Source organism: Pseudomonas sp. BGI-2 (assembly GCF_004310295.1).
GTDB lineage: Bacteria > Pseudomonadota > Gammaproteobacteria > Pseudomonadales > Pseudomonadaceae > Aquipseudomonas.
On sequence record NZ_SISB01000001.1, the window covers coordinates 1 to 26,624 of the forward strand.

Annotated in this window: 20 protein-coding genes and 7 pseudogenes; 8 read left to right on the top strand and 19 right to left on the bottom strand. The window is 59.0% G+C overall.

The window, feature by feature from the left end; genetic code table 11:
- Nucleotides 1-212: 212 nt before the first annotated feature.
- Nucleotides 213-854: a dTMP kinase gene (locus EYC95_RS00005; protein WP_131058521.1), complete on the bottom strand. Its 642-nt coding sequence runs from the start codon at nt 852-854 to the stop codon at nt 213-215.
- A 454-nt stretch (nt 855-1,308) separates the two neighbouring features.
- Here EYC95_RS00005 and EYC95_RS00010 point away from each other — a divergent pair.
- Together EYC95_RS00010 and EYC95_RS00015 are read left to right on the top strand one after the other, a co-directional pair.
- Nucleotides 1,309-2,752: pseudogene (locus EYC95_RS00010) on the top strand (DUF3300 domain-containing protein).
- A gap of 26 nt (nt 2,753-2,778) precedes the next feature.
- A pseudogene (locus EYC95_RS00015) lies at nt 2,779-3,665 on the top strand (DUF2950 domain-containing protein).
- Between the two features lie 106 nt (nt 3,666-3,771).
- On the opposite strand, the pseudogene EYC95_RS30920 reads toward EYC95_RS00015, so the two are convergent.
- From EYC95_RS30920 to EYC95_RS00025, 3 genes and pseudogenes are all read right to left on the bottom strand, one after another.
- Nucleotides 3,772-3,846 (bottom strand): annotated as a pseudogene (locus EYC95_RS30920) (hypothetical protein); the annotation flags it as partial.
- Nucleotides 3,847-3,896: 50 nt separating this feature from the next.
- Nucleotides 3,897-4,040: pseudogene (locus EYC95_RS00020) on the bottom strand (zinc-binding dehydrogenase); the annotation flags it as partial.
- A 147-nt stretch (nt 4,041-4,187) separates the two neighbouring features.
- Nucleotides 4,188-5,963 carry a SulP family inorganic anion transporter gene (locus tag EYC95_RS00025; RefSeq protein ID WP_131058522.1) on the bottom strand — a complete coding sequence of 592 codons (1,776 nt, stop codon included), beginning with the start codon at nt 5,961-5,963 and terminating at the stop codon, nt 4,188-4,190.
- A gap of 305 nt (nt 5,964-6,268) precedes the next feature.
- On the opposite strand from EYC95_RS00025, the gene EYC95_RS00030 reads away from it, so the two are divergent.
- Nucleotides 6,269-6,913, top strand: coding sequence for an MliC family protein (locus EYC95_RS00030; RefSeq protein WP_131058523.1), 645 nt, complete (start codon nt 6,269-6,271; stop codon nt 6,911-6,913).
- Nucleotides 6,914-6,928: 15 nt separating this feature from the next.
- On the opposite strand, the gene EYC95_RS00035 is transcribed toward EYC95_RS00030, so the two are convergent.
- The 13 genes and pseudogenes from EYC95_RS00035 to EYC95_RS30840 form a co-directional block, all read right to left on the bottom strand.
- Nucleotides 6,929-7,369: a CBS domain-containing protein gene (locus EYC95_RS00035; protein WP_131058524.1), complete on the bottom strand. Its 441-nt coding sequence runs from the start codon at nt 7,367-7,369 to the stop codon at nt 6,929-6,931.
- Nucleotides 7,370-7,409: 40 nt separating this feature from the next.
- Entirely contained in the window at nt 7,410-7,787 is a 378-nt protein-coding gene (gene nirD, locus EYC95_RS00040) for a nitrite reductase small subunit NirD (protein ID WP_131058525.1), read from the bottom strand.
- Nucleotides 7,787-10,348: a nitrite reductase large subunit NirB gene (nirB, locus tag EYC95_RS00045; RefSeq protein ID WP_131058526.1), complete on the bottom strand. Its 2,562-nt coding sequence runs from the start codon at nt 10,346-10,348 to the stop codon at nt 7,787-7,789. Before nirB ends, nirD begins: the two co-directional genes overlap by 1 nt.
- 348 nt (nt 10,349-10,696) lie before the next feature.
- Nucleotides 10,697-12,037 carry a glutamine synthetase family protein gene (locus tag EYC95_RS00050; protein WP_371928397.1) on the bottom strand — a complete coding sequence of 447 codons (1,341 nt, stop codon included), beginning with the start codon at nt 12,035-12,037 and terminating at the stop codon, nt 10,697-10,699.
- A gap of 20 nt (nt 12,038-12,057) precedes the next feature.
- A complete protein-coding gene (locus EYC95_RS00055; RefSeq protein ID WP_131058527.1) occupies nt 12,058-12,612 on the bottom strand; it encodes a helix-turn-helix domain-containing protein in 555 nt (184 codons plus the stop codon).
- Nucleotides 12,613-12,637: 25 nt separating this feature from the next.
- Nucleotides 12,638-13,927, bottom strand: coding sequence for an FAD-binding oxidoreductase (locus EYC95_RS00060; protein ID WP_131058528.1), 1,290 nt, complete (start codon nt 13,925-13,927; stop codon nt 12,638-12,640).
- A gap of 68 nt (nt 13,928-13,995) precedes the next feature.
- Nucleotides 13,996-14,259: pseudogene (locus tag EYC95_RS00065) on the bottom strand (patatin family protein); the annotation flags it as partial.
- Nucleotides 14,260-14,511: 252 nt separating this feature from the next.
- Nucleotides 14,512-15,009 (bottom strand): hypothetical protein, encoded by a 498-nt coding sequence (locus tag EYC95_RS00070; RefSeq protein WP_131058529.1) that lies wholly within the window; start codon nt 15,007-15,009, stop codon nt 14,512-14,514.
- Nucleotides 15,010-15,175: 166 nt separating this feature from the next.
- Nucleotides 15,176-16,360 carry a patatin-like phospholipase family protein gene (locus EYC95_RS00075; protein ID WP_165557406.1) on the bottom strand — a complete coding sequence of 395 codons (1,185 nt, stop codon included), beginning with the start codon at nt 16,358-16,360 and terminating at the stop codon, nt 15,176-15,178.
- Nucleotides 16,361-16,463: 103 nt separating this feature from the next.
- Entirely contained in the window at nt 16,464-16,928 is a 465-nt protein-coding gene (locus EYC95_RS00080) for a MaoC family dehydratase (RefSeq protein WP_131058530.1), read from the bottom strand.
- A 21-nt stretch (nt 16,929-16,949) separates the two neighbouring features.
- On the bottom strand, nt 16,950-17,681 hold the full coding sequence (locus EYC95_RS00085; RefSeq protein WP_131058531.1) for a hypothetical protein: 732 nt from the start codon (nt 17,679-17,681) through the stop codon (nt 16,950-16,952).
- On the bottom strand, nt 17,678-18,766 hold the full coding sequence (locus tag EYC95_RS00090) for an AI-2E family transporter (RefSeq protein WP_131058532.1): 1,089 nt from the start codon (nt 18,764-18,766) through the stop codon (nt 17,678-17,680). The genes EYC95_RS00085 and EYC95_RS00090 overlap by 4 nt, the downstream gene beginning before the upstream one ends.
- 78 nt (nt 18,767-18,844) lie before the next feature.
- Nucleotides 18,845-18,937 (bottom strand): annotated as a pseudogene (locus EYC95_RS30840) (DNA-binding response regulator); the annotation flags it as partial.
- Between EYC95_RS30840 and EYC95_RS00100 the strand changes: the two are divergent.
- Both EYC95_RS00100 and phaR read left to right on the top strand, forming a co-directional pair.
- A pseudogene (locus EYC95_RS00100) lies at nt 18,937-19,026 on the top strand (OprD family outer membrane porin); the annotation flags it as partial. The pseudogenes EYC95_RS30840 and EYC95_RS00100 sit on opposite strands and share 1 nt — an antisense overlap.
- 237 nt (nt 19,027-19,263) lie before the next feature.
- Nucleotides 19,264-19,785, top strand: coding sequence for a polyhydroxyalkanoate synthesis repressor PhaR (gene phaR / locus EYC95_RS00105; RefSeq protein WP_131058533.1), 522 nt, complete (start codon nt 19,264-19,266; stop codon nt 19,783-19,785).
- A 38-nt stretch (nt 19,786-19,823) separates the two neighbouring features.
- On the opposite strand, the gene phaP is transcribed toward phaR, so the two are convergent.
- Complete coding sequence (gene phaP / locus EYC95_RS00110; protein WP_131058534.1) at nt 19,824-20,393, bottom strand: TIGR01841 family phasin; 570 nt, start codon at nt 20,391-20,393, stop codon at nt 19,824-19,826.
- A 242-nt stretch (nt 20,394-20,635) separates the two neighbouring features.
- Here phaP and EYC95_RS00115 point away from each other — a divergent pair, with 242 nt between their 5' ends.
- Nucleotides 20,636-23,101, top strand: coding sequence for a DUF3141 domain-containing protein (locus EYC95_RS00115; protein ID WP_131058535.1), 2,466 nt, complete (start codon nt 20,636-20,638; stop codon nt 23,099-23,101).
- A 188-nt stretch (nt 23,102-23,289) separates the two neighbouring features.
- Here EYC95_RS00115 and EYC95_RS00120 read toward each other — a convergent pair whose 3' ends face one another.
- Complete coding sequence (locus EYC95_RS00120) at nt 23,290-24,327, bottom strand: AraC family transcriptional regulator (RefSeq protein ID WP_131058536.1); 1,038 nt, start codon at nt 24,325-24,327, stop codon at nt 23,290-23,292.
- Between the two features lie 281 nt (nt 24,328-24,608).
- Here EYC95_RS00120 and phbB point away from each other — a divergent pair, with 281 nt between their 5' ends.
- Both phbB and EYC95_RS00130 read left to right on the top strand, forming a co-directional pair.
- Nucleotides 24,609-25,355 carry an acetoacetyl-CoA reductase gene (gene phbB / locus EYC95_RS00125; protein ID WP_131058537.1) on the top strand — a complete coding sequence of 249 codons (747 nt, stop codon included), beginning with the start codon at nt 24,609-24,611 and terminating at the stop codon, nt 25,353-25,355.
- A gap of 57 nt (nt 25,356-25,412) precedes the next feature.
- Nucleotides 25,413-26,591, top strand: coding sequence for an acetyl-CoA C-acetyltransferase (locus tag EYC95_RS00130; protein WP_131058538.1), 1,179 nt, complete (start codon nt 25,413-25,415; stop codon nt 26,589-26,591).
- The last annotated feature ends 33 nt before the right edge of the window (nt 26,592-26,624 follow it).

A 26,624-nucleotide genomic window follows, 5' to 3' on the forward strand; every position in this document is an offset into this window, starting at 1 on the left:
TTCATGCCTGATCGGATATCTGCCAGCAGATGAAGGATATCGCTCAGGCTTGTGCGATAAGCCGCGCGTCAGGCTTCAAATCTGACCACCAGACGCTCCCGCGTCTGTATAGGAAGGTTCGCATAATGTATATTATGTTAAACGATGTGTCTGTGCGGAACTTCCTATGCTTGTGCATGTTTCCAGGTACAACTGGATTCGGCCCCATCAATTCAACGGTGGGCTGGCGCCAGCTCGGGCCGAAGACGAAGGACTCTATAGATTTCAGAAATCACCTGCATCGTTGCGTCTTCGATCGTTCCTTCATTACGGCATAAAACCCAGCCGTGATCTGCAATCGCACGCTCGAACGCATTGGTACAAGCGACATGTTCTTCCAGCTTATGGATCACAGTACTGCTCAGCCCACGCCGTCGTCCCGCTGCCCTCGCCCATGAAATTTCAGGGGCAGTGACAACCCCGACATGCAGGTCTGGCACTCGCACGTTTCGATCGATGTTCAACTGTAGAATCTCTGCAAACGGGACTATCCTGCGAAACGCGGCATCAGACGGGTACCAGCGATCGATCAGGATGATGCTGCCTGGTGGCTGTTTAGCCAGCACGTGCTGGGAAATCCAGGTGCGGCTATCAGCAAAGCGCTCACAAACCCCCAACTCCAAATCCCGGGTGGGATTTCTGACGAGCTTGTTAACGAGGGCCATTGTTTCCCCCCTATAGGGATCGCTTTTTTTCTCGCACAGTCGGATCACCTTTTTGTTGTCTGCCCTCAGTACTTTCGTAACGGCTTCCAACAGTGTGGTTTTGCCGGTTCCCTTGGGCCCATCTAGAGAAACAAACAGCGGACGATTCATTCTTCAAACAACGATTGATATATGGTTTTTTTGCCCGGTTCGTTCGCTGGAACCGCTTGGCGCGACTACGCGAATCGAGTGGAGGGACCTGATGAACAGACATTGATGACACTCTAACCCGGTTTCTGGCGAACGGGTCTCAAAATCCAGGGTTACAGCCACTTATGGACATCGGTCATCGTCCATCAGAATAATGCTGTGTCAGGGCGGAACTTCTGCCACAACCCGACCCGCCGCCAGAGACGGACCGCTGGTCGCATCAGTTTCCTTCCTCGGGTCTTTGCCTATGGGCTAACAGATCCAAAACTAAACTTCGCTCGATAAAGCGGCTGCGCTGAACTCATGAAAAAATATGTTTGCTACCCTTAGTGAGAGGCATTGAAGCAACCTGCTTTCACCTTCCCGACATTGACCCAGTCATTCCAAACCTGCCCGGCCACAAAGAGGTAAGGCAATGCGTATTTCGTTATTTTACGCGGTGTCAGTCGTACTGGTTTTAACTGGGCCTTTGTGTCTGGCGCAGGCACTGGAGGCGTCCGCAAACGTTGCTGAAACAGCGCCCGTCACGACAGCGGGCAAAGACGCCGTGTTTACCCAGGAACAGCTTGATCAAATGCTGGCTCCCATTGCGCTCTACCCCGATCCATTGCTTGCACAGGTCCTCATGGCGACCACGTATCTCGGGGAAATCGCCGAAGCGGTAACCTGGTCTAAAAGCTCACCCGGACGCCAAGGGCGATGATGCGGTCAAACAAGTGGCGAGCCAGCCTTGGGATCCAAGCGTTCAGGCGCTGGACGCTTTCCCTCAGGTCCTGGCAACGCTGGGGCAGGATCCCGTTTGGGTGCAGCGCCTGGGTGATGCTTTTCTGGCGCAACCGGCGATCTCATGAACGGCGTGCAACGCTTGCGTCGTCAGGCCCAAACAGCAGGCAACCTTCAGAGCAACCAGTACCAGAACGTGACCGTTCAGGCGGCACCCGCGCCCACTACTTCGGCCCCTGCCCCGGCCAATAGCACCTCCACCATCATCATTCAGCCCTCTGATCCGCAGGTGGTGTACGTTCCCACCTATAACCCGACAACAACCTACGGCACCTGGCCCTACCCTGCTTCGCCGTCCCGCGTACTACCCACCGCCACCCGCGTATTACCCCGGTCAGGCTTTGATGGCCGGGCTGGCGTTTGGTACCGGTGTGGCGATCGTCGGCTCGTTGTGGGGTAATTGTGACTGGGGCAATAACGACATAGACATCGACGTCAACCGCTACAACAACATCAATCGAAACAATCAAATCACCAATAACAAGTGGCAGCACAACGCCGCTCATCGTGATGGTGTCCCCTATCGGGACACTCGCAGCCGCGAACAATTCGGCCGGCAACTGGACGGTGCCAATCAACGCGAAGCCTTTCGGGGTGACAATGCACAGCGAGCCCAGGCTCGTGAAAAAGCCCGTAGTTCCATGGACAGGGCCGGTATCGAAAGACCTGCCACCACTAATCGCGAAGCCCGTGATCGAGCTCGCGCAGCCCAGTCTGGAACCTCGGCAAGCAATCGAATGCAGGCGGATACGGACAGATCGAGATCGCCTGACAGGGGCCAAGGCACTGCGAGAAACACTCGGGATAATCAGCCGTCAGGCAGACAAAACGCGCAGGTCAATCAACTCAGACAGGACTCCGCACAGCCGCGCCAGGCTGCGCAAAATCGCTCTTCCGCCGGCAGCGCCCGCAACAATGCATTCGCCGACGCGCGCTCGCCGTCCCAGTCCAACGCACAAGCCAGCCGTGGCCGGGCCAGCCAGGTTTCCGCCCAGCGCCCCAGTGCAGCACGATCTGCCGGTCATCAGATCCGCAGGCCGTCCAGTGCACCACGTTCAAGGGGGGGCCGTCGTTGAAAAACCAGTATCGAGTCAAGTCACTCATGGGCAAGCTTTATCCCCTATTGGCGATAGCGGCCGGTGTGGCATGGTCGTGCATGGCTACGGCGCAGCAATCCTTTCCAACGCCGGAAAGGCCGCTGAAGCGTTCGTCGAGGCACTGGGCACGGAGCACGCTGATCAGGCTCGCCTCACCGAGTTGCTGGGAGATGAATGGCACAGTTACATCCCGCGCGAAGGTGTGCAGCGCAGCGATGTCGACGCGTTTTTGAAGGAATATCGCGAACAGCATCGGATTGAGAAAACCAGCGACAAAAAAGCGCTACTGTCGGTTGGCAATAGCCACTGGACATTGCCCATTCCCCTGATAAAAGTCGACAACGGTTGGCGCTTCGACATCAAGGCCGGTAACGCAGAAATCCGGGCTCGGCGAATCGGTCGCAACGAACTCGACGCGGTGCAAGCGGTGCTGACTTATCACGATGCCCAGATGGACTACGCATCAGTGGATCGCGACGGTGACGGCGCACTCGAATATGCGCAGAAAATTTTTAGCACGCCCGGCAAGCATGACGGGCTCTATTGGGCAGAGGACGATAGCGGCCAGATCAGCCCGTTGGGGCCTTCGTTCGGCAAAACCATTGCCGGTGAAGATTGGCATGGTTACCGCTTCCGTATCCTTGAGGGCCAAGGACCTTCAGCACCTGGCGGTGCCTTCAGCTACCTCATCGGTGACAAGATGAGCCGTGGTTTTGCGCTGATCGCCTGGCCGGCAAAGTACGACGACACTGGGGTGATGATCTTCATGATCAGCCATGAAGGACAAGTATTTGAGAAAGCCCTGGGACCCAATGGCGGCAAACTGGCCCAGTCGATGAAACGCTTCGATCCAGACGACAGTTGGAAGGCGGTGAAAATAGATCCCGAATAGCAGCAGGCGTTTGATCAGCAACGGATAGGCATAGGCGCCGTCGGCGGGCGGAATTATTGTTGTCGCCGTCATGGTGGGGGTCCTCGTCCTGTCAGAACTGCTCGGCTTACAACGCATAAAGGCACTCGCTGCCTGCCTTGGCCGAGGCGCTCAACGAGTGAATGCGCGGCAGCAGACGGGCAAGGCTTGATAGGCCTCGGCAAAACCGTCGGGGGCGGTGACCGAGCCGTTGTTGACGCCCACACCGTCCGTCAACTCGCGCACGCGCTGGGCGACATCTTCGTGGCTGTAGTTGATGACATGGTCGCAGCCATGGGCCTTGGCAATTTCGCCCTTGACCTCGATGGATACGGTGCCGATGACGTTCAGACCGATCTGACCAGCCGCTTCTCATCAGACAACAATGGCTTTTCATTTCATGACAGGCGGCGTGTCCTCTACGCGCCGGCGGCGGATGACGCACTCGGTGGTGCTTTCACGCTTGTCACGCTGGTTCAACGCGATCGAGATTGGCTAAATCGCTCAGCGATCTTCCTCCTCCCCACCCATCGAATACGTCATCAGATAGCTGCTGACCGCGGCATTTATAGTGGGGAAAAATGCCTCTTCGCCAAGTCGCGCGTACAAGCCGAATCGCTTGAGCTTGTCCTTGACCGGGTCCTTCATTTCGGCGATGCACAATTTGATCTGCGCTGCCTGCAGGGTATCCGCCAAGTCGGCCAGCATGTCCGCAGACGTCACGTCCACGCTGGTCACTGGTTCCGCCGTGACGACCAGCCAGTTCACAGGCGTTGGAGATGCTGCCAGGGCATTCAGCACGCGGTCCTGGAACAATTCGGCATTGGCGAAAAACAAGGGTGCATCCCAGCGAAACAGCACCAGCCCGGGAATGAGGTGCACGTTGGGATAACGCTGGATGTCGTGGTAACCCTTGATGCCCTCGACGCGACCCAGCACCGCCGAATACGGTCGCCAGCCATCCCATAGAAATTCGATGACGGCAATCACGATCGCGAGCCCGATGCCCTGAATCGCACCGAAAACGGCCACGCCAATGGTGCAGGCGATCGATAGCCAGAACTCCCAGCGTTGCATGCGATAGATTCGTCGCAGGTCGCTGATCTCGATCAAGCCAATCGCCGATGCAATCACCACCGCAGCCAATGCGCTTGTCGGTAGATGCTGCAGCAGGTTCGGCGCCACTAACAACAGCAAGGCGACACAAAGCGCGCCGACGACTCCAGTTACCTGGGTTCTGGCACCGGCGGCCTCTGCCACCGGGGTACGTGAAGAGCTGCTGGAAACGGCGAAGCCCTGGAAAAATCCAGCGGCCAGGTTGGCAATGCCAAGCCCTACCATTTCCTGATTCGGGTCGACATAAGTACGAGTCCGTGCCGCATAGACACGGGAAAGCACGCTGGTGTCCGCGAACGAAATAAGGGCGACGGCGCAACCGCCGACCAGCACAGGGACAACATCGGCGGTGGTGATCCAGGGGATGGCAAACGCCGGCAAGCCTTGCGGGAGCGTGCCGAGGACCGAAACGTTTGCGCGCGCAGCGAGGTCCAGCACACCCACCGCGATGGTCGCCCCTGCCACGGCGATCAGGATGGTCGGCAGGCGCTTGTAGCCCTTGAGCAGCAGGATGACCGCCAGAGTGGCAGCACCGACCATGAACGTTACCCCGTTGGTCTTTCCCTCCATGATCGCGGTGGCAATCGCCCACAGGTTTCTCAGTGGTCCGTCGGTTTCGATCGAAAAACCGAAGAGCTTGGGCAGTTGGCTGATCAACACGGTCAGCGCTATCCCGTTCATGTAACCGTAGCGGATCGGTTTGGAAAGCAGCTCGGTGATGAAGCCGAGACGTGCCACTCCGGCCAGGATGCATACCGTCCCTGAGACAATCGCCATCATGCCCGCCAGCGCTACGGCACGCTGTGGATCGCCACCGGACAGAGGCAGGACGACGGCGAGAATAACTGCAACCAATGAAGAGTCCGGCCCCAGCACCAGAATCCGGCTCGGCCCGAACAATGCGTAAGCGATTAGCGGGACGATGGTTGCGTAGAGCCCATAGATACCGGGAATGCCCGAAGCTTGCGCGTAAGCGATGCCGACGGGCACCAACATGGTGGTCAGCACCAGGCCGGCCACGATGTCGTGCCGCAACCAGGCTAACGGGTATTCGCGCAGCGCATGGAGACCCGGCATCCAGCGCCCCCACCTCGTCTGGTCACCCGCCTTCACTCGCACAGCAATCCGACCCGGCTCCGGAGGTGAACTATTGGAACCGTTCATAGGTTTGGCCTCCGTGTCGGATAAGCCTGAGACGGTTGAAGAAAGGTCATGGCGCTTGAAATCGGTAAAAAAAGCATAGCTGCTGGGAGAACATTGCGTGCCCTCCTCCTGCCATCCAGCCATCTCCGGGCGGAGTGGTCAGCGGCGTGACATAGGACTTTGAGCGACATCCGCCGCCAAGCGGACATGGCAAGTTCTGAGCACTGACTTACACTGCGTACACCCAATGCACACGAATGACTGTTCAACGGATCGCCAGGTCCACGGCAATCCGGGCATCACGTAATGATCTAGGTGAAGCCAGCATGAAAACGGTCACGACCCCTTTCACCCGTCTGCTCGCTGCCAGCCTTTGCGCGGCGGCGAGTCTCTGTGCGAATGCAACGTCCCCTCCCAGCATCGACTGCGCTCAGGCCAAGGCATCCGTCGAGAAGCTGATCTGTCGCGATCCGCAACTGACGCAGATGGATATTGAACTGACGCGTCTTTATCGCCTGGCGCTCACGGATGCGCATTCAGTTCCGCCCCCGGACAAAGTTATCATCGACCAGCAGTTCTGGATCAATGCCCGCAATGATTGCGCCGCCGGGCCGGAGCTGAAGACGTGCATCATCCGAGGTTACGTCGAGCGCGCACACCAGCTACGCCAAGGCTCGGCCATTGTCAGAACCAAGGATCCGGACCGACTCACCGAAGGCCCCCTGGCGTTCCGTTGCGAAGGGTTTAACGCGCTGATTTCTGCCACCTTCTTCCGCACGCAGCCGGGTGTCGTGTACATGAAATGGGCGAACACCGCGATCACCTTGAGCCAAGTACAGAGTGACTATGGTGCCCGATACACCGGCAAGGATAACCAGGGCAACTACAGCTTCTGGCAAGACGGTGGCGCAGTGCTTTTCCAGAAGCCTGGCTCAAGGGAAATGAGTTGTACGGTCGAGCCGGTTGGTTGATGGCTTTGGCGCAACTCAGTGCCCGCGAATGTAGTGTTCCAGTTGCCGAATCAGATCGGCCTGCTCGACGATGGCTTCCTTGACCAGATCACCAATCGACAACAGGCCGATCAGCTCGCCATCGTCCACCACCGGCAGATGACGCAAATGACTGTCGGTCATGACCGCCATGCAGCGTTCGATGCTCTGCTGACTCGGCGCAGTCACCACCGGCGCGCTCATGATGTCGCGCACCGGCGTACCCACCGAAGAACGCCCCTGCAACACGACCTTGCGGGCATAGTCGCGCTCGCTGATCACCCCGACCACCTGCCCTTTTTCGATGACGGGAAGTGCGCCGACGTTCTTTTCGGCCATGATCTTCAGGGCCTCCAGAACCATTTCATCCGGCGCGATGCTATGCACCTGACGGTTTTGCACGACCTTTAGTTTGAGCAGCTGTGCGGCTGTTTTCATATGTGGCTCCGATGCTGTTGCGCGATGCTGTTAATGACCTTCAAACAACCCCGACTTCCACCACCCCACCGTTCAACCGCACCGGCCAGACCCGCAAACGCTGTTGCGGGTACTCCAGGCAACTGCCGTCCGCAAGCCGGAAATGCTGTTTGTAGATCGGCGAGGCAACCACCAGGTCGCCCTTGATGCTGCCGATCAAGCCACGACCGATGACATTCGCCCCGGATTGCGGATCGTGGTTGTCGATGGCGTACAGGGTCTTGCCCTCGGCTCCGGGCAGGTAGAACAGCGCCACTTGTGCGCCGTCGAGCCACACGACGACGCCGGAGTTGCTGACCAGGTCCTGTTGCTCGCACACGGTTTGCCAGGCATCGGTGTTTTCCAGGGAAGCGATGCGGTGGGTAGTGGACTGGCTCATCAGGCAATCTCCTCGGTAACAGGGATAAGGTTGAGTTCGGCGGCCATGATCGGGCGTCGTTGACCGCGTTCCTGGACAAAGTGGATGTCCGGGTCCGGGCGTTTATCGTTGACGAAGGTGCGGAAACGCTTGAGTTTTTCCGGGTCTTTGAGGGCGTTGGCCCACTCGCATTCATAGCGGTCGACCACCAACTGCATCTGCGATTCGAGCTCTTCACCCAGGCCGAGGCTGTCGTGGATGATCACATCCTTAAGGTAATCGAGGCCGCCATCCAGGCTTTCGCGCCAGACCGAAGTGCGCTGCAATTTGTCGGCGGTGCGGATGTAGAACATCAGGAAACGGTCGATGTAGCGGATCAGGGTTTCATCGTCCAGGTCGGTGGCGAACAGCTCGGCGTGACGCGGGCGCATGCCACCGTTGCCGGCGATGTAAAGGTTCCAGCCCTTCTCGGTGGCGATCACGCCGACGTCTTTGCTCTGGGCTTCGGCGCACTCGCGGGTGCAACCGGACACGGCGAATTTGAGCTTGTGCGGCGAACGCAGGCCTTTGTAGCGATCCTCGATGGCCAGCGCCATTTTCACGCTGTCCTGCACGCCGTAACGGCACCAGGTGCTGCCGACACAGGACTTCACCGTGCGGGTGGATTTACCGTAGGCATGCCCGGTTTCGAAGCCCGCTTCAATCAGCTCGGCCCAGATGTCAGGCAACTCATGCAACTGCGCGCCGAACAGGTCGATCCGCTGGCCGCCAGTGATTTTGGTATAGAGATCGTATTTCTTCGCTACCACGCCGATGGCGATCAGTTTGTCGGCGGTGATCTCGCCACCGGGAATGCGCGGTACTACCGAATAGGTGCCGTTTTTCTGCATGTTGGCCATGAAGGTGTCGTTGGTGTCCTGCAGCGGCACCAGCGAGGCGTCCATGATCGGCTGGTTCCAGCACGACGCGAGGATCGAGCCCACCGCCGGTTTGCACACGTCGCAACCGGTGTGGCCACGGCCATGCTTGGTCAGCAATTCTTCGAAGGTGATCACCCCTTCTACCCGCACCAGCGCATAGAGTTCCTGACGGGTGTACGCGAAGTGTTCGCACAGGCTTTTGTCGACGCTGACGCCACGGGCAATCAGTTCATGCTCGAACACCTGCTTGAGCAGCCCTGCACAACCACCGCAGCCAGTGCAGGCCTTGGTCTGCGACTTGAGCAGGCCGAGGTCGGTGCAGCCTCCGTCGATGGCCGAGCAAATGGAGCCCTTGGTGACGTTGTGGCACGAGCACACCGTGGCCGACTCGGGCAACGCGCCCGGGCCCAGGGTCGGTGCGCCTTCGGACGACGGCAGAATCAGGCTGGCGGGTTCCGCTGGCAGCGCAATCGCGTTCTGCATGTATTGCAGTAGCGTATCGTAATAGCTGTTGTCACCGACCAGCACCGCGCCGAGTACGTGCTTGCCGGTCGCATCCACCACCAACCGACGGTAGCTGGCGGTGGTTTCGTCGATGAATTGATAACTGCGCGAGCCCGGCGTGCTGCCATGGGCATCACCGATGGAGCCGACATCAACGCCCAACAGCTTGAGCTTGGTCGACATGTCCGCGCCCATGAACGGCTCGGCAGCCTCGTTGCACAGCAGGGCAGCAACACCGCGCGCCATCTGGTATCCCGGGGCGACCAGGCCAAAAATGCTGCCATTCCACGCGGCACACTCGCCGATGGCATAGATGTGCGGATCGCTGGTCAGGCATTGGTCGTCAATCACCACGCCGCCACGCGGGCCGACTTCCAGCGAGCACTGGCGGGCCAATGTGTCTTGCGCGCGGATACCGGCCGAGAACACGATCAGGTCGGCTTCAAGAAATTCGTCATTGGCGAAATTCATCCGGTAGCGATATTCCTCGCCGGCACTGATCGATTGAGTGCCGCGTGACAGGTGCACACCGACGCCGAGGCGTTCGATTTGTGCCTTGAGCGCACGACCGCCCTGTTCGTCCAGCTGCACCGGCATCAGGCGCGGGGCGAATTCCACCACATGGGCTTCCAGGCCCAGGCTTTTCAGGGCGTTGGCGGCTTCCAGCCCGAGCAGGCCACCGCCGACCACCACGCCACGTCGGGCGTTGGCCGCCGCGGCACGGATCGCATCGAGGTCTTCAAGGGTGCGGTACACCAGACGCGAATCGCCCTCAGCACCTTCGATTGGCGGCACAAATGGATAGGACCCGGTGGCCAGGACCAATTTGTCGTAGGCGACACACCCTTGCGCGGTGATCACCTCGCGCCGGACGCGGTCGATTTCCAGCACCGGCACCCCCAGGTGCAAGGTGACACCCGGGGTCTGGTACAGCGAGGCTTCACCCAAGGCGAGCGACTCGGCATCACGGCCGGTGAAGTATTCGGAAAGGTGCACGCGGTCGTAGGCACGCATCGGCTCCTCGCTGAACACGTGCAGCTGATAGTAATCAAGGGCGCCGCGCTCGATCAGCTGTTCGACACAATGGTGTCCGACCATGCCATTACCGATCACGATCAGCGTTTGCAGCTTGTTCAACGCGGCCACATTGGAATTCATAAGAAGCACCCGGCTAAGCCCATCACGGTTCAAAATGCAAAAAAAAACGCCTGAAACCTTGCGGTTCCAGGCGTCTTTGCCTGTTCTTTTGCGGTGTTGAAACCAGACGTCTCTGCCTGATCCACCGATGTTGCCCACGAATCGATCGTCGTTGACCGAGGGGGCTGCCCACTCGAATGCGTTCACGGTGGGCCTGGTCGATGTAATGCAGCGATTGTGCCAAGCGCTGATTGTCGCGGTTTTACGGCTCCCGCCGGGGCTTAAAGGGTATGAACTCTGCAGTTTCTGCCTTGGCTTAGTGCATGCCGCCGCACGAAAGCTTTATTAAAGTGCATCGGCATGCCTGGATTACAGATACCAGCGATACTCCCGCGCACTGATCTCCTGCATGAACGCCAGATGATCCTGGCGCTTGTTCTCGCAATACACGTCCACGAACTCCGCGCCCAGCCCTTCGCGCAGCTGTGGCTGATACTGCATGGCGCGCACCGCTTCGAGCATTTCCAGCGGGAAGTCGACCCCGCTGTTGCGGTCGTCGTTAAGCGGCTGGATCGGCTCGTTGCCTGCTTCCAGACCATGTTCCAGTCCAACCAGAATCGCCGCCAACACCAGGTATGGGTTGGCATCGGCGCCGGACAGGCGATGTTCAATGCGCAGGTTTTTCGCATCCGATTCCGGAATGCGCACGCACGCATCGCGATCCTCAAACCCCCAGCTCGCCCGCGTGGCGATGTTCGTCGTGCCGCCCAAACGGCGAAATGCATTCTGGTTGGGCGCGAAAATCGGCATGCAATGCGGCAGCAATTCCAGACAACCTGCAACGGCATGACGCAACGATTGCTGCTGGTTCGCCGCCAGGATGTTGTTGCCGGCAGCGTCGTAAAGGCTGACATGCACATGCATGCCGCTGCCCGGGTGCTGCAAGTAAGGTTTGGCCATGAAACTGGCGCGGTAACCGTGTTTCAGCGCGACGCCACGGCTGCTGCGACAAAACAGGGCCGCCCAGTCCGCCGCACGCAAACCATCATCGAGATGACCGAAATTGATCTCGAACTGGCCCGGACCGAGCTCGGCGGTGATCACCGTGGAATCGATGCCTTGAGCCCGTGACGCCTCGACCATGTCATCGAGCACCGGGGCAAAGCGTGACAGGCGCTCGATGTGCATGTTCGGTTGATCATCGGCATCGTCGGTCAGGCCATCCCGGGGGAATTGAGGCAGCCCGTCGCGCAGCTTTTTATCGAACAGATAGAACTCCAGCTCGAACGCCACCACCGGATGAATACCTTTGCCCGCGAGCCTGTCCAGCACCTGCGCCAGGACCTGGCGCGGCTCGAAAACGATCGGGTTTTCGGTGCCGTCCGAGGTGATCAGCATCTGCCCCAAGGGTTGCGACTCCCAGCTCACCGGTTTGAGTGTGCCCGGCACCAGCCGGCGCAGCGCATCCGGGTCACCGTCGTTAAAGCAGTAATCGCCAATCTTGAACAACCCGCCCTGCACGCCCAGCAGCACACAGTTTTGCGGCAGTTTCAGCGCGCTGCCGGCCGCGACCTTTTCCAGCATGTCCACGGGATAGCGCTTGCCGTAGAAGTGCCCCGGAATGTCGAGGGAAATCAGGTCGACGTAACGTACATCAGGGTAGCGTTGGCGGAAGGCTTGCACCTCGGCCAGCAGATCAGCGTCCATCATCGTTGGTCCTATTGTGATTATCAGGTGTAGACCCAAAGCACTCGCGTGAGGTGCTCGGTGAGGTTGCCGTAACGGCAACGGGTATGGCTGTCGAACTGAAAGCTGTCGCCGGTTTGCAAGGTGACGGCGTCGTCATCGCCCAACCACAGCGTCAACTCGCCTTCGAGCACGTAGCCACCCTGCTCCGAGCTGTCAGTCAAATGCCGCTCGCCACTGCTGGCGCCGGCTTCGAGGTGACTTTCGAGCATGGAAAACGAAGCGCGCATTTTCGGCGACACCAGAATGTCGGTGATGCCATTGGCGTAGTACAACGTGCGGCGTTCATCCGGCCGGGTGACCCACGGCAGTTCCTTGGGTTTTGGCAGGCTGTAGAAGTAGGTCGTCGGCACGCCCAGGGTTTCGCTGATCGCCGTCAGGTCTGCCACGGTGGGCCGTGACAGGCCGCGTTCGACTTGCGAGAGAAAGCCGACTGAACGACCGATCTGGTCGGCCAGGTCCTTCAAGGTGTATTTCTTGTGCTTGCGCAGATCGTGAATAAGGATCGCCAGCGCAGCGATTTCTTCTTGCTTGTTCATGCCTGGATATCCGCCAAGTAATTCATCAAATACTGTCGCGCAGTCGATACCACGCCTTGCCGATGGCTTCCAGCGGCGCCGCCAGGTATTTACCGCCGGGGAAGCTGGGGTTACTCAAGCCCTGATACAACGCCAGTTCATCGGTCTGGCCGAGAATCGCGTCGGACACGGCGCGGGCGGCGGCCAGCGTCGGCAGCACGCCATGTCCGGAGTAGCCTTGCAGCCAGTAGCGATCACCCCACCGGCCAATGTCAGGCGTGCGTTTGAGCGTCAGGTCGATGTGCCCGCCCCAAGCGAATTCCAGCTCTATGCCTTTGATCTGCGGGAAAACCCGTTCCAGAAATGGCCGGGTCGCGCCGGCAATGTCCCGGGGCATGCCGCCTAGATACGTGCAGCCACCGCCGAACAGCAGGCGGTTGTCCGGCGTGCGACGGAAATAGTCGAGGACGAATTGGTTGTCGGTGACACAGACATTGCTCGGCAGCAGCGCGGTGGCCTGCTCCGGTGTCAGCGGTGCGGTAGCAACTTGATAAGTCCCCACCGGCAACACGCAACTGGCCAGTTGCGGGTCAAGCCGATCGAGGTAGGCATTGCAGGCCAGCACCAGCACATCCGCGCGAACCGAACCGCGTTCGGTGTTCACCAGGAACTGACCGCCCTCCTCTCGATAACTTAAGGCTTTGCTTTGCTCATGGATACGGCCGCCCGCCCGTTCGATGGCGGCGGCTAGGCCGAGGGCCAGTTTCAGCGGGTTGAGGTGAGCGCCCTCGGGGTCATAAAGGCCTGCCTGGTAGCGGTCGCTGGCTACCCATTCCGGCAACTGCTCACGGCTGATGAACTGCAAGTCATCGTGGCCCCACTTGTGACTGGCTTCGCGCTGCCACTCGGTCAGCAGACTGACCCGACGGGGCATGACCGAGGTCCACAAATGGCCGGCGCGATAGTCACAGTCGAAACCATGGCGAGCCGGCAACTCACGCAGCTCTTGCGCGGCCCAGCGCATGCCGTCCCACAACCGTCGCGCACGTTCGTAGCCCAGCGCTGCTTCCAGCGGTGGCATGTCGCACGACCAGCCAAGGATGGCCTGACCGCCATTGCGCCCCGACGCTGCCCACGCCACCCGGCTGGCTTCCAGCAGCGTCACGCGTTTGCCGGCCAACGCCAGGCGCAACGCAGTATGCAGGCCGCTGAAGCCGGCACCGATGATCACAACCTCAGTGCTTTGCTCACCGGCAAGCGCCGGTCGGGTGGTCAGGCGATCAGCGCAACTGTGGGCGTAATAGCTGGCGACATGCTGCGTGGACTGCTGAAACATACAAGCCTCATGAAATTATCTTTTTATAATTTCATGAAAAACTACAGCATAAATTTCATTCGGACAACTCACGCGTTCGGCGATTTATGCCACGGATAGCCTTTCGCGCTGAGTTGATAGGCGTAATCGAACAGACGCTTCATGTACTCGCCGTCGAATTTTTGATTGCGCGGGCAAATAAAATCGGCGCCGATGTACGCCAGATTGAAGTCCGCCCCATCCTGCTGGGCGATGCGGTAAATGCGGTCGAGGTCACTGATCCCCTGGGTCTGGATCAAGGTGCTGATGGTGCGCCCGCCGATGCTCAAGGTACGGCGCTGGGTTCCGGACCACTACGGTTCCGTTTTGGGCGTTTACGCGCTCCTTCAACGATGTTCACCAACATAACCGTCCGCAATAAGTTGCTGGGAGGCGGCTCAGCATTTCGTTCATACTATATCGACTGCTATGGGGAACGGCGGGGCGCCGTCTTAAAGGATCTTCATGGCAAATAAAAATATAAAACCTCGTCTGCGCGAGGTTTTATATTTATACAGACAACAAATTAGCTGCAAGACATCTTTTTATCTTTGAATGCTAACTTATCAGCTTGAACGGCCACCATTTTTATAATTATCCCAAATCCATTTTGGAGTGTTGTCCCCATCAGGTTTAGGACGGTAGACTTGAGGTGGTTCCGGGGTGTAGGGAACATTGGGCTCAGGAGCAATGTCTGTAACATCAATATTGATAGACCCCAAGGCCGCATTCCAATCTGTCACCACCCCTTCGACACCACTTTCAACATCTAAAAAATAATGTCCGTTGAGATCTTGGAAAGATACTACACAAGTACTGATTTCAGCAAAGTATGCGGCCAGCAATTCAGGAGGTAATTCTAGTTCACGAACGGCTTCGTCCAACTCCGACCCGTCACCAAATCCCGCGCCATCGAATATGATTTGGCTGGCATTAACAGACTCAATCACTCCAGAATATTGTTCAGAATCGTTAGCAAAAATAACTTCCTTTCCAATTAACGTTTTTAGATTCACCGTTTGACTTGTCATTTCAGCGTCCTTTTTACTGAAGTTGAACGTCAATCGTCCTCCCTGACCGGCAGCATGGCTACTGTTAGAAATAACAGTTTTTCAGCGCTTTAAGTACCGTTGGTCGGATAATGCACGTCAAGTATTCCATTGACTGGGACACAGCCATCTAACCAGGAATTAAGTTGTGCGGTAGTACATTGAGTGACCAAGCTCACCTTCACGCGTTCGGCGATTTATGCCAGGGATAGCCTTTCGCGCTGAGTTGAAAGGCGTAATCGAACAGACGTTTCATGTACTCGCCATCGAATTTCTGATTGCGCGGAAAATGAAAGTCGGCGCCGATGTACGCCAGATTGAAGTCCGCCCCGTCCTGCTGGGCGATGCGGTAAATGCGATCGAGGTCGCTGATCCCCTGGGTCTGGATCAATGTGCTGATGGCGCGCCCGCCGATGCTCAAGGTACGGCGCTTGGTGCCGGACCACTGCGGCACCAGTTTGCCGTTACGAATGACATAGAAATGCCGTTCCCGGCGTATACGCGCGCCGGTCACGCTGTTCAGCGCTACCACGGTGCCCGGGGGGTAAAGGAAAACCTGAGTGAGGACGCCTCCGTCCACGTGCATTTCCTGAAACTGTTTGCCGTCGACCTCTACATCAATCATCACCGGCGAGACGGCGCCGGGAATGCTCATCGACGCAATCATGATGTTGCGAAACAGGTGCAGCGCTCCCGGTGCTCCGCTGGACGCAATCGCGCCCATGTTCCAGGTGACGGGACGCCCGGCATCCAGATCGGTGGTGCCGATCATCAGCAGTCGTCCCTTGGCGTATTGCGCGGCGATGGCCGCGAGCACGTCGGCGGTAATGTATTTGGCAATGAGCCGCGCCAGTGGCTTGCTGTCCGCGATGCCGTCGCTGGCCAGGCGGGTCAGCACACTTCGCGAATGGAACACGTCTTTTGGACCGATTGCGCTGCAGATCCCCAGTATGACGCTGTCGTACTCAGGTCCCAGGTAAGCGAACGGGGCGACCAGAGCGCCCGCGCTGATGCCGGTGACGACCTTGAACGCAGGCCGGCTCCCATGCAAGGTCCAGCCCGCAATGATGCCCGCCGCGAAGGTGCCGGCGTCGCCGCCCCCCGAAATGGCCAGGTAATAGCCCCGTGGCAGCATATCGGGCGGCAACGCTGAGTCGGCGAGCGCCTCGACCTCTCGATCGTTGGCTAAAGTCGCGTCCCGAATGAACAGCGTCAGGTCCTGATCCAGCCAGTAGCGCGCATTCGGGATACCCGGGATGACCGCTTGTTCCGTCAGCGCTTGCGGCACCGCGTCACGGCGTTGCAGGCAGCCCTCACGCAGCATGTTCATGGTTGAGGCGCTGGGCCTGGGCAGAAATGGTTTCAAAACGCCTCCTCCGGTCCCTGCCATCGAGAGAGCACGCGCTCGACTGACTCATGAATTGGGCCTCAGCCATCATGCGCGCGCCCCACGCACCCCTGACTACTTTTCAGTCAGGCGGTGGTCTTCTGAACACCAGCAGTTTGCCAGTGGCTCGTTGTACCACCTTGTCATTCTGATTGAGGGTTTCCATGAACATCGTCACCACGCCCCGATCTGGCTTGGTGCTGGACGGGTCGATGGCCTGCACGGTGCATTGCAGGCGCAACAGGTCGTCCGGGTAAGTCGGCGTCGGCCAGCTCAGCTCGATGCCCAGCCCGATGATGCCGTCCGCCAACGGCACGCTTTCCACCAGCAGCTTCATGGTCAGGGCGGCGGTGTTCCAGCCGCTGGCGACCAGGCCGCGGAACAGGCTCAGCTCGGCGAGTTCGGGATCGAGGTGAAACGGTTGCGGGTCGTACTCCTGAGCGAAGGCCAGCATCGATGCTCGATGAACACGCAGGCTGTCGCTTTCGAACTGCTGACCCAGGCTCAGGTCATCGAGGTAGAGTTTTTCCCAGGAATGTACGGTCATGATTCATCCTTCCGAAGAGTATTACGAATAGCCGAGTTCGCTGAGATCGATAGCCACCAGCAACGCATCCTTGTTAGCCTGGCCATCCTCTGCGCGTCGGTAGGCACGCCGCTTGCCAGGCATGCGCAACCCGTCAGCTTCGATGTAGTCAGACACATATTGGGCGGCAGGCATGCCACCACTGACGTCGACGTTGTAGTCGTGTCGACGCAACAGGAAGTCTTCGCCGAAGTAGAAATCCTGCACGGCGCAGTGGGTGGCGATGCTTTCGGGAAAGTGCACCCGCAAGCGGCGCCAGCGCTGCGCGGACTCTCGCCAGGGTTCGATTTCCTCGGTCACCACACCCGGCAACGTGAACAGGAACGGCATGGTCAGGTAGGACCAGAGCGCATAGCCGTTGAAGTACGCGCGATGCAGTGGATCCCAAGGGGTGTTTTGGTCGTGGTCGCGGAAGGATTCCCGCGGCGTCTGGCGCTCGGCAATCACCTTTCCGTCGGTGGTTTCGATGGCGATTCTGTCGGGTGTGTAGGCCGTACGTTTGTCCGGACCACCGAAGGGGGTTACCGAGGCTTTCTGTTCGTGCAGCCACACAGTCATCTGTCGGGGGGCGCTGTCCTGCGTCAGCCCTTTCGCGCCCCAGAGAGAACCACCGGTCACCAGCGTGGCGCGGACGGTGTCGAAGCTGTTCCAGCGGTCCAGACCACCATGGGCGGTCAGCACCTGATCCAGCAGTTGATGATACTGCGCACTCATAGTGGCGGTCCTCCTCCCTCCGGCGGTCGATCCTGCACCCATTGCCAGAATAATTGATAGCCGACGGCAAGCACTACCGGGCCGATGAACAGCCCGATGATGCCGCTGGTGACCATGCCACCCAAGGCGCCGATCAGCACCACCGGCATCGGCACGTCGACACCGCGTCCTAACAGCAAAGGTTTGAGGACGTTATCCACCAGGCCGGCAATGAACACGTAGATAGCGAAGATGATGGTCGTGGTGCTGGCGCCTTCCGTGGCGAAGACAAAGGCAATCACCGGGAGCGTAATCAACGTCACCGGTAACTGCATGATGCCAAGCAGCAGCACCGCCAAGGCCAGCAAACCGGCACCGGGGATGCCCTTGAAGACAAAACCGAGGCCCACCAGCAGCATCTGGATGAAGGCGATGCCAACCACACCCAGCGCGACCGCACGAATCGTGGCGGTGCAGAGTTCGGCGATTTTAGGTCCACGGGCCGGACCGCTGACGCGCGAGGCAATTTGGACCGCGGCGCGGCTGCCACCTTTACCATGGGCCATGAAAATCCCGGCAATGATCAAGGCGAAGATGAACGTGAGGAAACCCATGCCGACGCCGGCCAGTTTACCCAACAGGCCCAGGCTGGCGTGTTTGATCTGCGGTACGTACTTCGCGGTCAGGTCGGGAAGATTGGTTGAGGCCTGCAGCCATAAATCAGAGAGTGGCTGGCCCACCAGTGGCCAATTGGCGACTGAGTCGGCCGGCGGCGGAATGTGAAAACCGCCGCCCTTGACGATTTCCATCGCATGCTCGACGGAGTCGGCAATCGAGGTGCCCAGCAGGTAGATCGGCACCATCAGGATGACGATGGCGACCAGGATGATCAGCGTCGCGACGTGCCCCGGTTTGTGCATCCCCCGAAGCCGCTCTTGCAGCGGATAGAGGGTGATCGCCAGGATCAGCGACCACAGCATCAAGTCGCGGAACGGGCTGAATATCTCGAAACAGAACAGCACCAGAACGGCGATCAACCCGGCACGAATCAGCACATCGAGCAGTGTGCGAGTGAGCGTTTTCTCGGAAGAGGACGCGGGCTCCACGGATGCCTCCTTGCAGATCACTGCAACGGTAGCGGATCGGTTAGCCCAGCATAGACGCTCAATACCCGGCGCGAGGCGTCATCGCAGTTTCAGCGGGTCGACCAGTTCGGCGGCAATGGCCATGCCGACCAGGTCCGGCAGGGTATTGGCCTGCATGCGCTTCATCACGCGCCCTGGTGAACTTCGTGCAGATCGGCGACTTCGCCAGCAAGGATGAAAAATCCTGGCAGGCGCGTTACGACTACAACTTCGCGGCGATCGTCAGTTATACGTTGCCGATCTAGTAAGCCGATTCAGGCTTCACAAGGGGACTCGTTTGACGGCGCAGTCCCCTTTTTTTCTTCAGGTTTTGCGGTGTGTTGGTGGGCCTCATCGCGAGCAGGCTCGCTCCTACACTGGATCTTCAGTGCTCACAAGTCCCCTGTAGGCCTCAAAGGCGCCAAAGATGAGAGTAGGTTAAGATGCCTGCAAACCAGGCTCGCCACGAGACGCCCCGCATGCCAGATAACAGTCGGAACACGCCCCGCCTGATCAAGAAATACCCCAATCGCCGACTGTATGACACGCACACCAGCAGTCATTTGACGCTGGCGGACGTCCGCCAATTGGTCGTCGATAAAGTTGCGTTTCAGGTGGTCGATGCCAAGAGCGGTGAAGACCTGACGCGCAGCATTTTGCTGCAAGTGATTCTGGACGCCGAAAGCGGCGGTGAGCCGATCTTCACCAGCGAGATGCTGATGGGGATTATCCAGTTCTATGGTCCGTACCAGGGCGTGCTCGGCAGCTACCTGGACAAAAGCATCCAGACCGTCATCGACATTCAGTCGCAGACCGGCGCGCAGTCCTCCGAAGCCTGGAGCGACTTCATGCATCAACAGGCCCCGGTCATGCAGGACCTGATGCGCCAGTATGTCGACCAGTCCAAGGCGTTGTACCTCAATACCCAGAACCTGTTTGGCATGTTTGGCGCCAAACCCGGCACCGATAACGGGCCGAAAAAAAATGGCGACGGGGAATAAACCCATCGCCATTTCTTGTGCCGCCGGCCTGATATGACTTACTTGTTACCGCTGGTTGCCTTGGCGCCCGCTTCCGGCGCTGCTTTGGCGGCTGCGGCAGTGGCGGTGTCAAAGTTGCTCTGAGCCACATCAGACGCCTGTTTCACCGCTTTCTGTGCGCTTTCAAACACCGTGCCGGCATTCGCCAGGCCCGACTTGAACGCAGCCACTACAGGCTCGGAGCCGGCCGGTGCATTCTTGCTGATCGCTTCAACAAACTCATTCACCTGCTGGGTCCCCGCCTCGACCTGACTCGACGTCAGTTGGGCGATGTCCGACTGCGTGCCCACGATCAGCGCTTGAACCTGACGATTGAACTCGGCCAGACGTTCGGTCTGCGCGCTCGGCTGGGTGAACGACGCCTGCAAATCAGCAAAGCCTTGTGGGTCACGCACGGCCAGCAGCTTGCGCACGCCTTCGAAATGCTCTTCGGTGGAGTCGCGCAGTGCCTTGAACTGCAACTGGCTCAGCTGTTCAACGCTGGCGAAGACTTTGCCGCTGATTTGCTGCAAAAGATCGAGGTTGGCTTTCTGCGCGGTTTGCAGTTTTTCCGAGTTGAAAAAAGACATGCTTGAATCTCCTGGTACTGAAAGGCCCGGATGGACCTGAGGACGCGATAGCGATCCTGCCAGACATCGCGCTAGCCCTGATATTGCAGTGCACAAAATCATTTGGCAACGTCTATTTTGTGCAGTGCACAACAAAACTCCTTCCTCGGCTGATAATCCCTATACACTCGTGACAATCGGATGGCCGGCCTAGCTTCTATTAGTCAGGGCGACGTTCCCACGCATGGCGTCAGGAGTTCACGATGGGTCAGGAAGAAAATATTGCGCTGCAAGATGAAGGGCTTTCGTCTCCGTCCGGTTTGTTCGAACACTTGACCCATCTGCAGCGCCTCAATACCCGCAATGTGCTCGACGCCGTGCAGCAGCGCCAGGCCAAAACCTACGCACCTTCAAGCCTTGGGCAACTCAGGCAGCCGACGCCCGCTGACTGGCAGGAATACCTCACGGATGTGGGTCAACGCAGCGTGCTGTTCTGGGACACCTTGCGTCAGCGCGGCGACAATACCCTGGCCCACGAACGCGCCGGCTATCCGCTGCTGCTCAAGTTCAATCATGAAACCCTGATTGCCGGCGAAGACCTGCTGCGCCCGGTCAACTACTCGCTGCTGCAGATCCTCGCGAGTCCCGGGCAACGGCTCGACAGCAAAAAACAGCCGGTGATCATCATTGATCCACGGGGCGGCCACGGCTCGGGGATCGGCGGTTTCAAACAGGATTCGGTCATCGGCGAAAGCCTGCGAGCCGGCCATCCCACCTACTTCATCTCGTTCAGCCATTCGCCGCGCCCGGGTCAAACCCTGGCAGACATCGTTGAAGCCCAGGCGCGGTTCATCGAAGTGGTCAGCGAGCGACATCCCGCCAGCGCCAAACCCGTGGTGATCGGCAACTGCCAGGCCGGCTGGGCATTGATGGGCCTGGCCGCCACCCGCCCGGAATTGCCGGGGCTGATCATCGTCAATGGCGCGCCGTTGTCGTACTGGGCCGGCGTCAATGGCCGCAATCCGATGCGCTACACCGGCGGTTTGCTGGGTGGCGGCTGGATGGCGCGGCTGGGCAGCGACTTGGGTAATGACCGTTTCGACGGCACCTGGCTGGTTTGCAATTTCGAAAGCCTCGACCCGGCCAACACTTGGTGGGGCAAGTACTACCACCTGTTCAGCGAAGTCGACAGCGAGGCCCCGCGCTTTATGGACTTCGAACGCTGGTGGGGCAGCCCGACCCTGCTCAATGGCGAAGAAATCGAGATGATTGTCGATGACCTGTTCATCGGTAATCAGCTGTCCGGCGGCCTCGGGCGCAAGAGCAGCGGGCTTGACCTCAAGCGCATCGAAGTGCCGGTGGTGGTGTTCTGCTCCTATGGCGACAACATCACCTCGCCGCAGCAAGCGCTGGACTGGATCACCGACGTCTACCCCAGCGATCTGGCCCTGCAAAATGCCGGTCGCACCATCGTTTACTTGCGGCACGCGAGTATCGGTCATCTGGGCATCTTCGTGTCCGGCGAAGTCGCTCGGCGTGAACACCGAGAGCTGTTGGGCGCGGTCGAAGCGATCAATGAACTGCCGGGCGGGCTGTATGAAATGCTCATCGAAGACCTGCCGGAAAACTCGCAAACGCCGTACGCCGTGCGCTTCGAGCGTCGGCGTATCGCCGACATCCATGGTGAAGTGCAGTCGCCCCGTGATGACGATCGCGAATTCGCGCTGGTCGAGCGTGCCTCTGACATCAACAACAGTCTCTACGACGGATTTGTACGGCCGTGGTTGCGTCAGTTGATCAACGAACCGGCCGCCGAACTGATGCGCAAGGCCCATCCGTTTCACCAGCAGCAGGTGATGTGGAACAGTTTGAACCCGGCGCTGTGGTGGCTGGCAGGCAGTGCCGCCCAAGTGAGCAAAGATCGACATCCCGCAAGCCCGGCCAATCCCTTGCTGGCCTGGCAGGCATTGTTTGCCAACCAGATACAGGACGCATTGAACGGCTATCGGGATCTGCGTGATGCCGCGCAGGAAATGTGTTTTTACGGCGTGTATGGCGTGCTCAATAGCCTTGCCGGCGATGCTCCTGGGCGAAATCTTCAGGCGCATGCCGAACAGCACGACAAAGTCCTGATCGAACGTCTTCAGGACGCCCTGCCCCTTGGCGGTCTGATGGAAGCCTTGATCCGGATCCTGTTCCTGCTGGGCCGTGACAGCGATGAACCGGGCAAGCAAAGCGTCGAGAAACTGATCCTGCAATTGCAGGTGCTGCTCCAGGACTACAGCGCCGAGCCGCTGGACCTGCGCGAAACCCTGCGCCTGCAAAAACTGCTGGTCGCCACCCACCCGCAGGAAAGCCTGCACAGCCTGCCCCTGATGCTGGCCGAGGTCGAAGAACGCCAACAAGTGCTGGCGGCCGTCGCCAATTTGCTGCCGGAATTGCTGACCAGCGGCGCAGACAATCCGTTCTGGTGTGAGCTGCACACGCTGCTCGATGTTCCGCTGCCGGGTTTTAACCTGACTCAATTCCCTGGTGAAGCCGATGTTATCGAGGAGAAAGCCCCGGCGATAACCCCGGAGCCGAAGCCGAAAACTGCGGTCGTCGTACCAGCGCCTGTGCAACAAAAGACTCCGGTGCTCGTCGCTGAGCCGATTGCCCCGGTAACGCCGACAAAACCGCGCAAAACCGCCAAGGGCAAAAAAGGTGCGAAGAAACCTCCTGCACCATGATGAACAACCTGTAGGAGTGAGCCTTTGTGGCGAGGGGATTTATCCCCGCTGGGCTGCGAAGCGGCCCCAATAATGGCACTGCTACGCAGTCCAACGGGGATAAATCCCCTCGCCACATAGCCCGCTCCTACAGGGGATTCGCTGCTCACAAAATAGTGGAGCAGGCTCAAACTCTGACAAGAACCGCGTCACACCGGCGCGGCTTCCTCGATTTCAAACGATTCATCGGAGCGATACTGACCCGGTGTCATGCCAAACCAGCGGCTACAGGCTTTGTTGAAGCTGCTGTGGTCATGAAAACCAAGGAGATACGCGACATGCTTCATGTTGAAGTGAGAATGGCGCAGGTAGAAATCGGCCAATTGCCGGCGCACCGCGTTCAGCACGTCCTTGAATTGCGTCCCTTCTTTTTCCAGGGCGCGTTGCAGCGTGCGCTTGCTGATGTTCAACGCCGCGGCGATCGACTCCATGTCGCACTGTCCCTGGCCTTGACTCAAGCGCTCGGTAATCAGCGCGCGAATCCTGCCGACAATGCAAAAACCAAACAGCAGGTCAAGTTGCGCCTCGGCAAAACTGTCATGCAGCACCGCCAACGCTTCATTGGCCATGCTCAACGGCCGCATCAACTCCTGCCCGTCAAACAGAATGCTGTCGTATGGCGCGTCGAACTGCAGATTGCAGCCAAACAGCCGACGATGCTCGGAGATGTCTTCGGGCTCGGGATAAGTGAACTCAACACTCAAGGGATGCGGTGCGTCGCCGCCCAACAGCTTGCGGCAGAAACCCAGCAATGACGCCAAACCGGCATCGGTGTACTGGCGCGGTTTGACCGAACCCTGTTGCTGATGGTCGAGCCCGGACAGGCGGTAATGCTGCTGTTCCGAGGTAAAGAAAAGGCTGAACCCGGTGCCAATCAACGGACTGAAACGGACCAGTCGTTCAAGGGCTTTTTTCAGATTCAGGCTGGACATCATGGTGTATCCGACGATTTGAAAGCTGCCGGGGTGGAAGCTGCCGTAGGCCCTCAAGCCAATGTCTGGATCGCCCGAGGCCTGTGCGGCCAGTTCCCATAATCGATAGATGGCCTTTCGCTCGCAAAACGCTCCTGGTTTGTCCGCGAGTTTAATGTCTAGTCCAGCCTCCCGACACAGACTGGCAACATCCAGTCCTTGGGCCGAGAGCGTATTTACCAGCACGCTGGCATAGCCTGAACTCATTCTATACATGGCGTCCTCAATGACCTGTGGAACCGAACATCCTGTCCGGAGCCATGACTGATCTGCGGTGAATCAAATACTAACGGGGGGTTCAGTTGCCAAGATTGATCCCAGTATAGGTAACTCTCATTTTTAGCCACTGTTTCCGGTCATTCGTCGCCCTGTAGCTCCTAATCCGGGCATGGCACCGATGGACACCACGCCGTCACCTCCCAACACTTCCGCATCCCCCGCCAATACCGAACAATCCTTCCATCTTGCAACGCAAAAATATAAAAGGAACGGAGCTTATGAAGTCGCTTGGTCGTATTGCGTTGGTCACGGGTGGTATGGGTGGAATTGGCACGGCGATAAGCCAGCGCCTGTACAAGGAAGGATTCAAGGTCATCGTCGGTTGCAGCTCTGATTCCGCCCGCAAGAACGACTGGATTGCCACTCAACTGGCGGCGGGTTATCAGTTCGAGTGCATCTACGGCGACATCACCGATTGGGAGTCGACGCGCAAGGCATTCGAGATGGCGCGTGAACAATTCGGCCCCATCGATGTGCTGGTCAACAACGCCGGCATCACTCGCGATGCCTCCTTTCGCAAGCTGACGCCCGAAGACTGGAACGCGGTCATCGGCACCAACCTGACGGGCCTGTTCAACACCACCAAACAGGTGATTGAGGGGATGTTGGCCAAGGGTTGGGGCCGGGTGATCAACATCTCCTCGATCAACGGTCAACGCGGCCAGTTCGGCCAGACCAACTACAGCGCGGCCAAGGCCGGCATCCATGGCTTCACCATGGCACTGGCGCGGGAAGTGTCCGGCAAGGGCGTGACCGTCAACACCGTCTCCCCCGGTTACATCCAGACCAGCATGACCGCGGCCATCCGCCCGGACATCCTCGACACCATGATCGCGGCCACCCCCGTCGGACGCCTCGGCCAACCCGAGGAAATCGCCTCGATCGTCGCCTGGCTGGCGTCCGATGAATCGGGTTACAGCACCGGCGCCGACTTCTCGGTGAACGGCGGCATGAACATGCAGTAGATCGATCAGGGCAAGGACGCCCTGCTCCCGCTCGACAACATTTTAATGAGGTCACGCATGAACGAAGTCGTAATCGTTGCCGCTACTCGTACCGCCATCGGCAGTTTTCAAGGTGCCCTGTCCGCAATCCCGGCCACTGAACTGGGCGTCGCGGTGATTCGCCGTCTGCTGGAAGAGACCGGTCTGGACGGCGCGCAGATCGATGAAGTGATTCTTGGCCAGGTGCTCACCGCAGGCTCCGGGCAAAACCCGGCTCGCCAGACGGCAATCAAGGCCGGCCTGCCGTTTACCACCCCTGCCCTGACCCTGAACAAGGTCTGTGGTTCAGGCCTCAAGGCTGTGCAGCTGGCCGTTCAGGCGATCCGTTGCGGCGACGCCGAACTGGTGATTGCTGGCGGTCAGGAAAACATGAGCCTGGCGCCCTATGTGTTGCCCAAGGCACGCACCGGGCTGCGTCTGGGTCATGCGCAATTGCAAGACAGCGTGATTCAGGACGGTTTGTGGGACGCCTTCAACGATTACCACATAGGCATCACCGCGGAGAATCTGGCTCATCAGTACAGCATCAGCCGCGAAGCTCAGGACGCCTTCGCTGCCGCCTCGCAACAGAAAGCGGCCGCCGCCATCGAAGCGGGTTACTTCAAGCGTGAAATCACTCCGATCCTGATTCCCCAGCGCAAGGGCGACCCGCTGGTGTTCGACACGGATGAACAACCGCGCCCGGACAGCACGCTGCAAGCCTTGGGCAACCTCAAACCGGCGTTCCAGAAAAACGGCAGCGTGACCGCCGGCAACTCGTCAACCCTCAACGATGGCGCCGCCGTATTGCTGCTGGCCAGTGCCGCCAAGGCCCAGGCCCTCGGTTTGCCAGTACTGGCGCGCATCAAGGCTTACGCCAGCGCGGGCGTGGACCCGTCGATCATGGGCATCGGTCCGGTCCCGGCCACCCGCCTGGTGCTGGAGAAAGCCGGCTGGAGCCTGGACGACCTCGACCTGATCGAAGCCAACGAAGCGTTCGCCGCGCAATCACTGGCGGTCGGCAAAGAACTGGGCTGGGACACCCGCAAGGTCAACGTCAACGGTGGCGCCATTGCCCTGGGGCACCCGATCGGCGCCTCGGGCGCGCGGATTCTGGTGTCGCTGGTGCACGAGCTGATTCGTCGTGACGGCAAAAAGGGTCTGGCCACGTTGTGCATCGGGGGTGGCCAAGGCGTCAGTCTGGTCATCGAACGCTAGAAAAAAGAACTGCTTGCTTGGCTGCTGACGCGG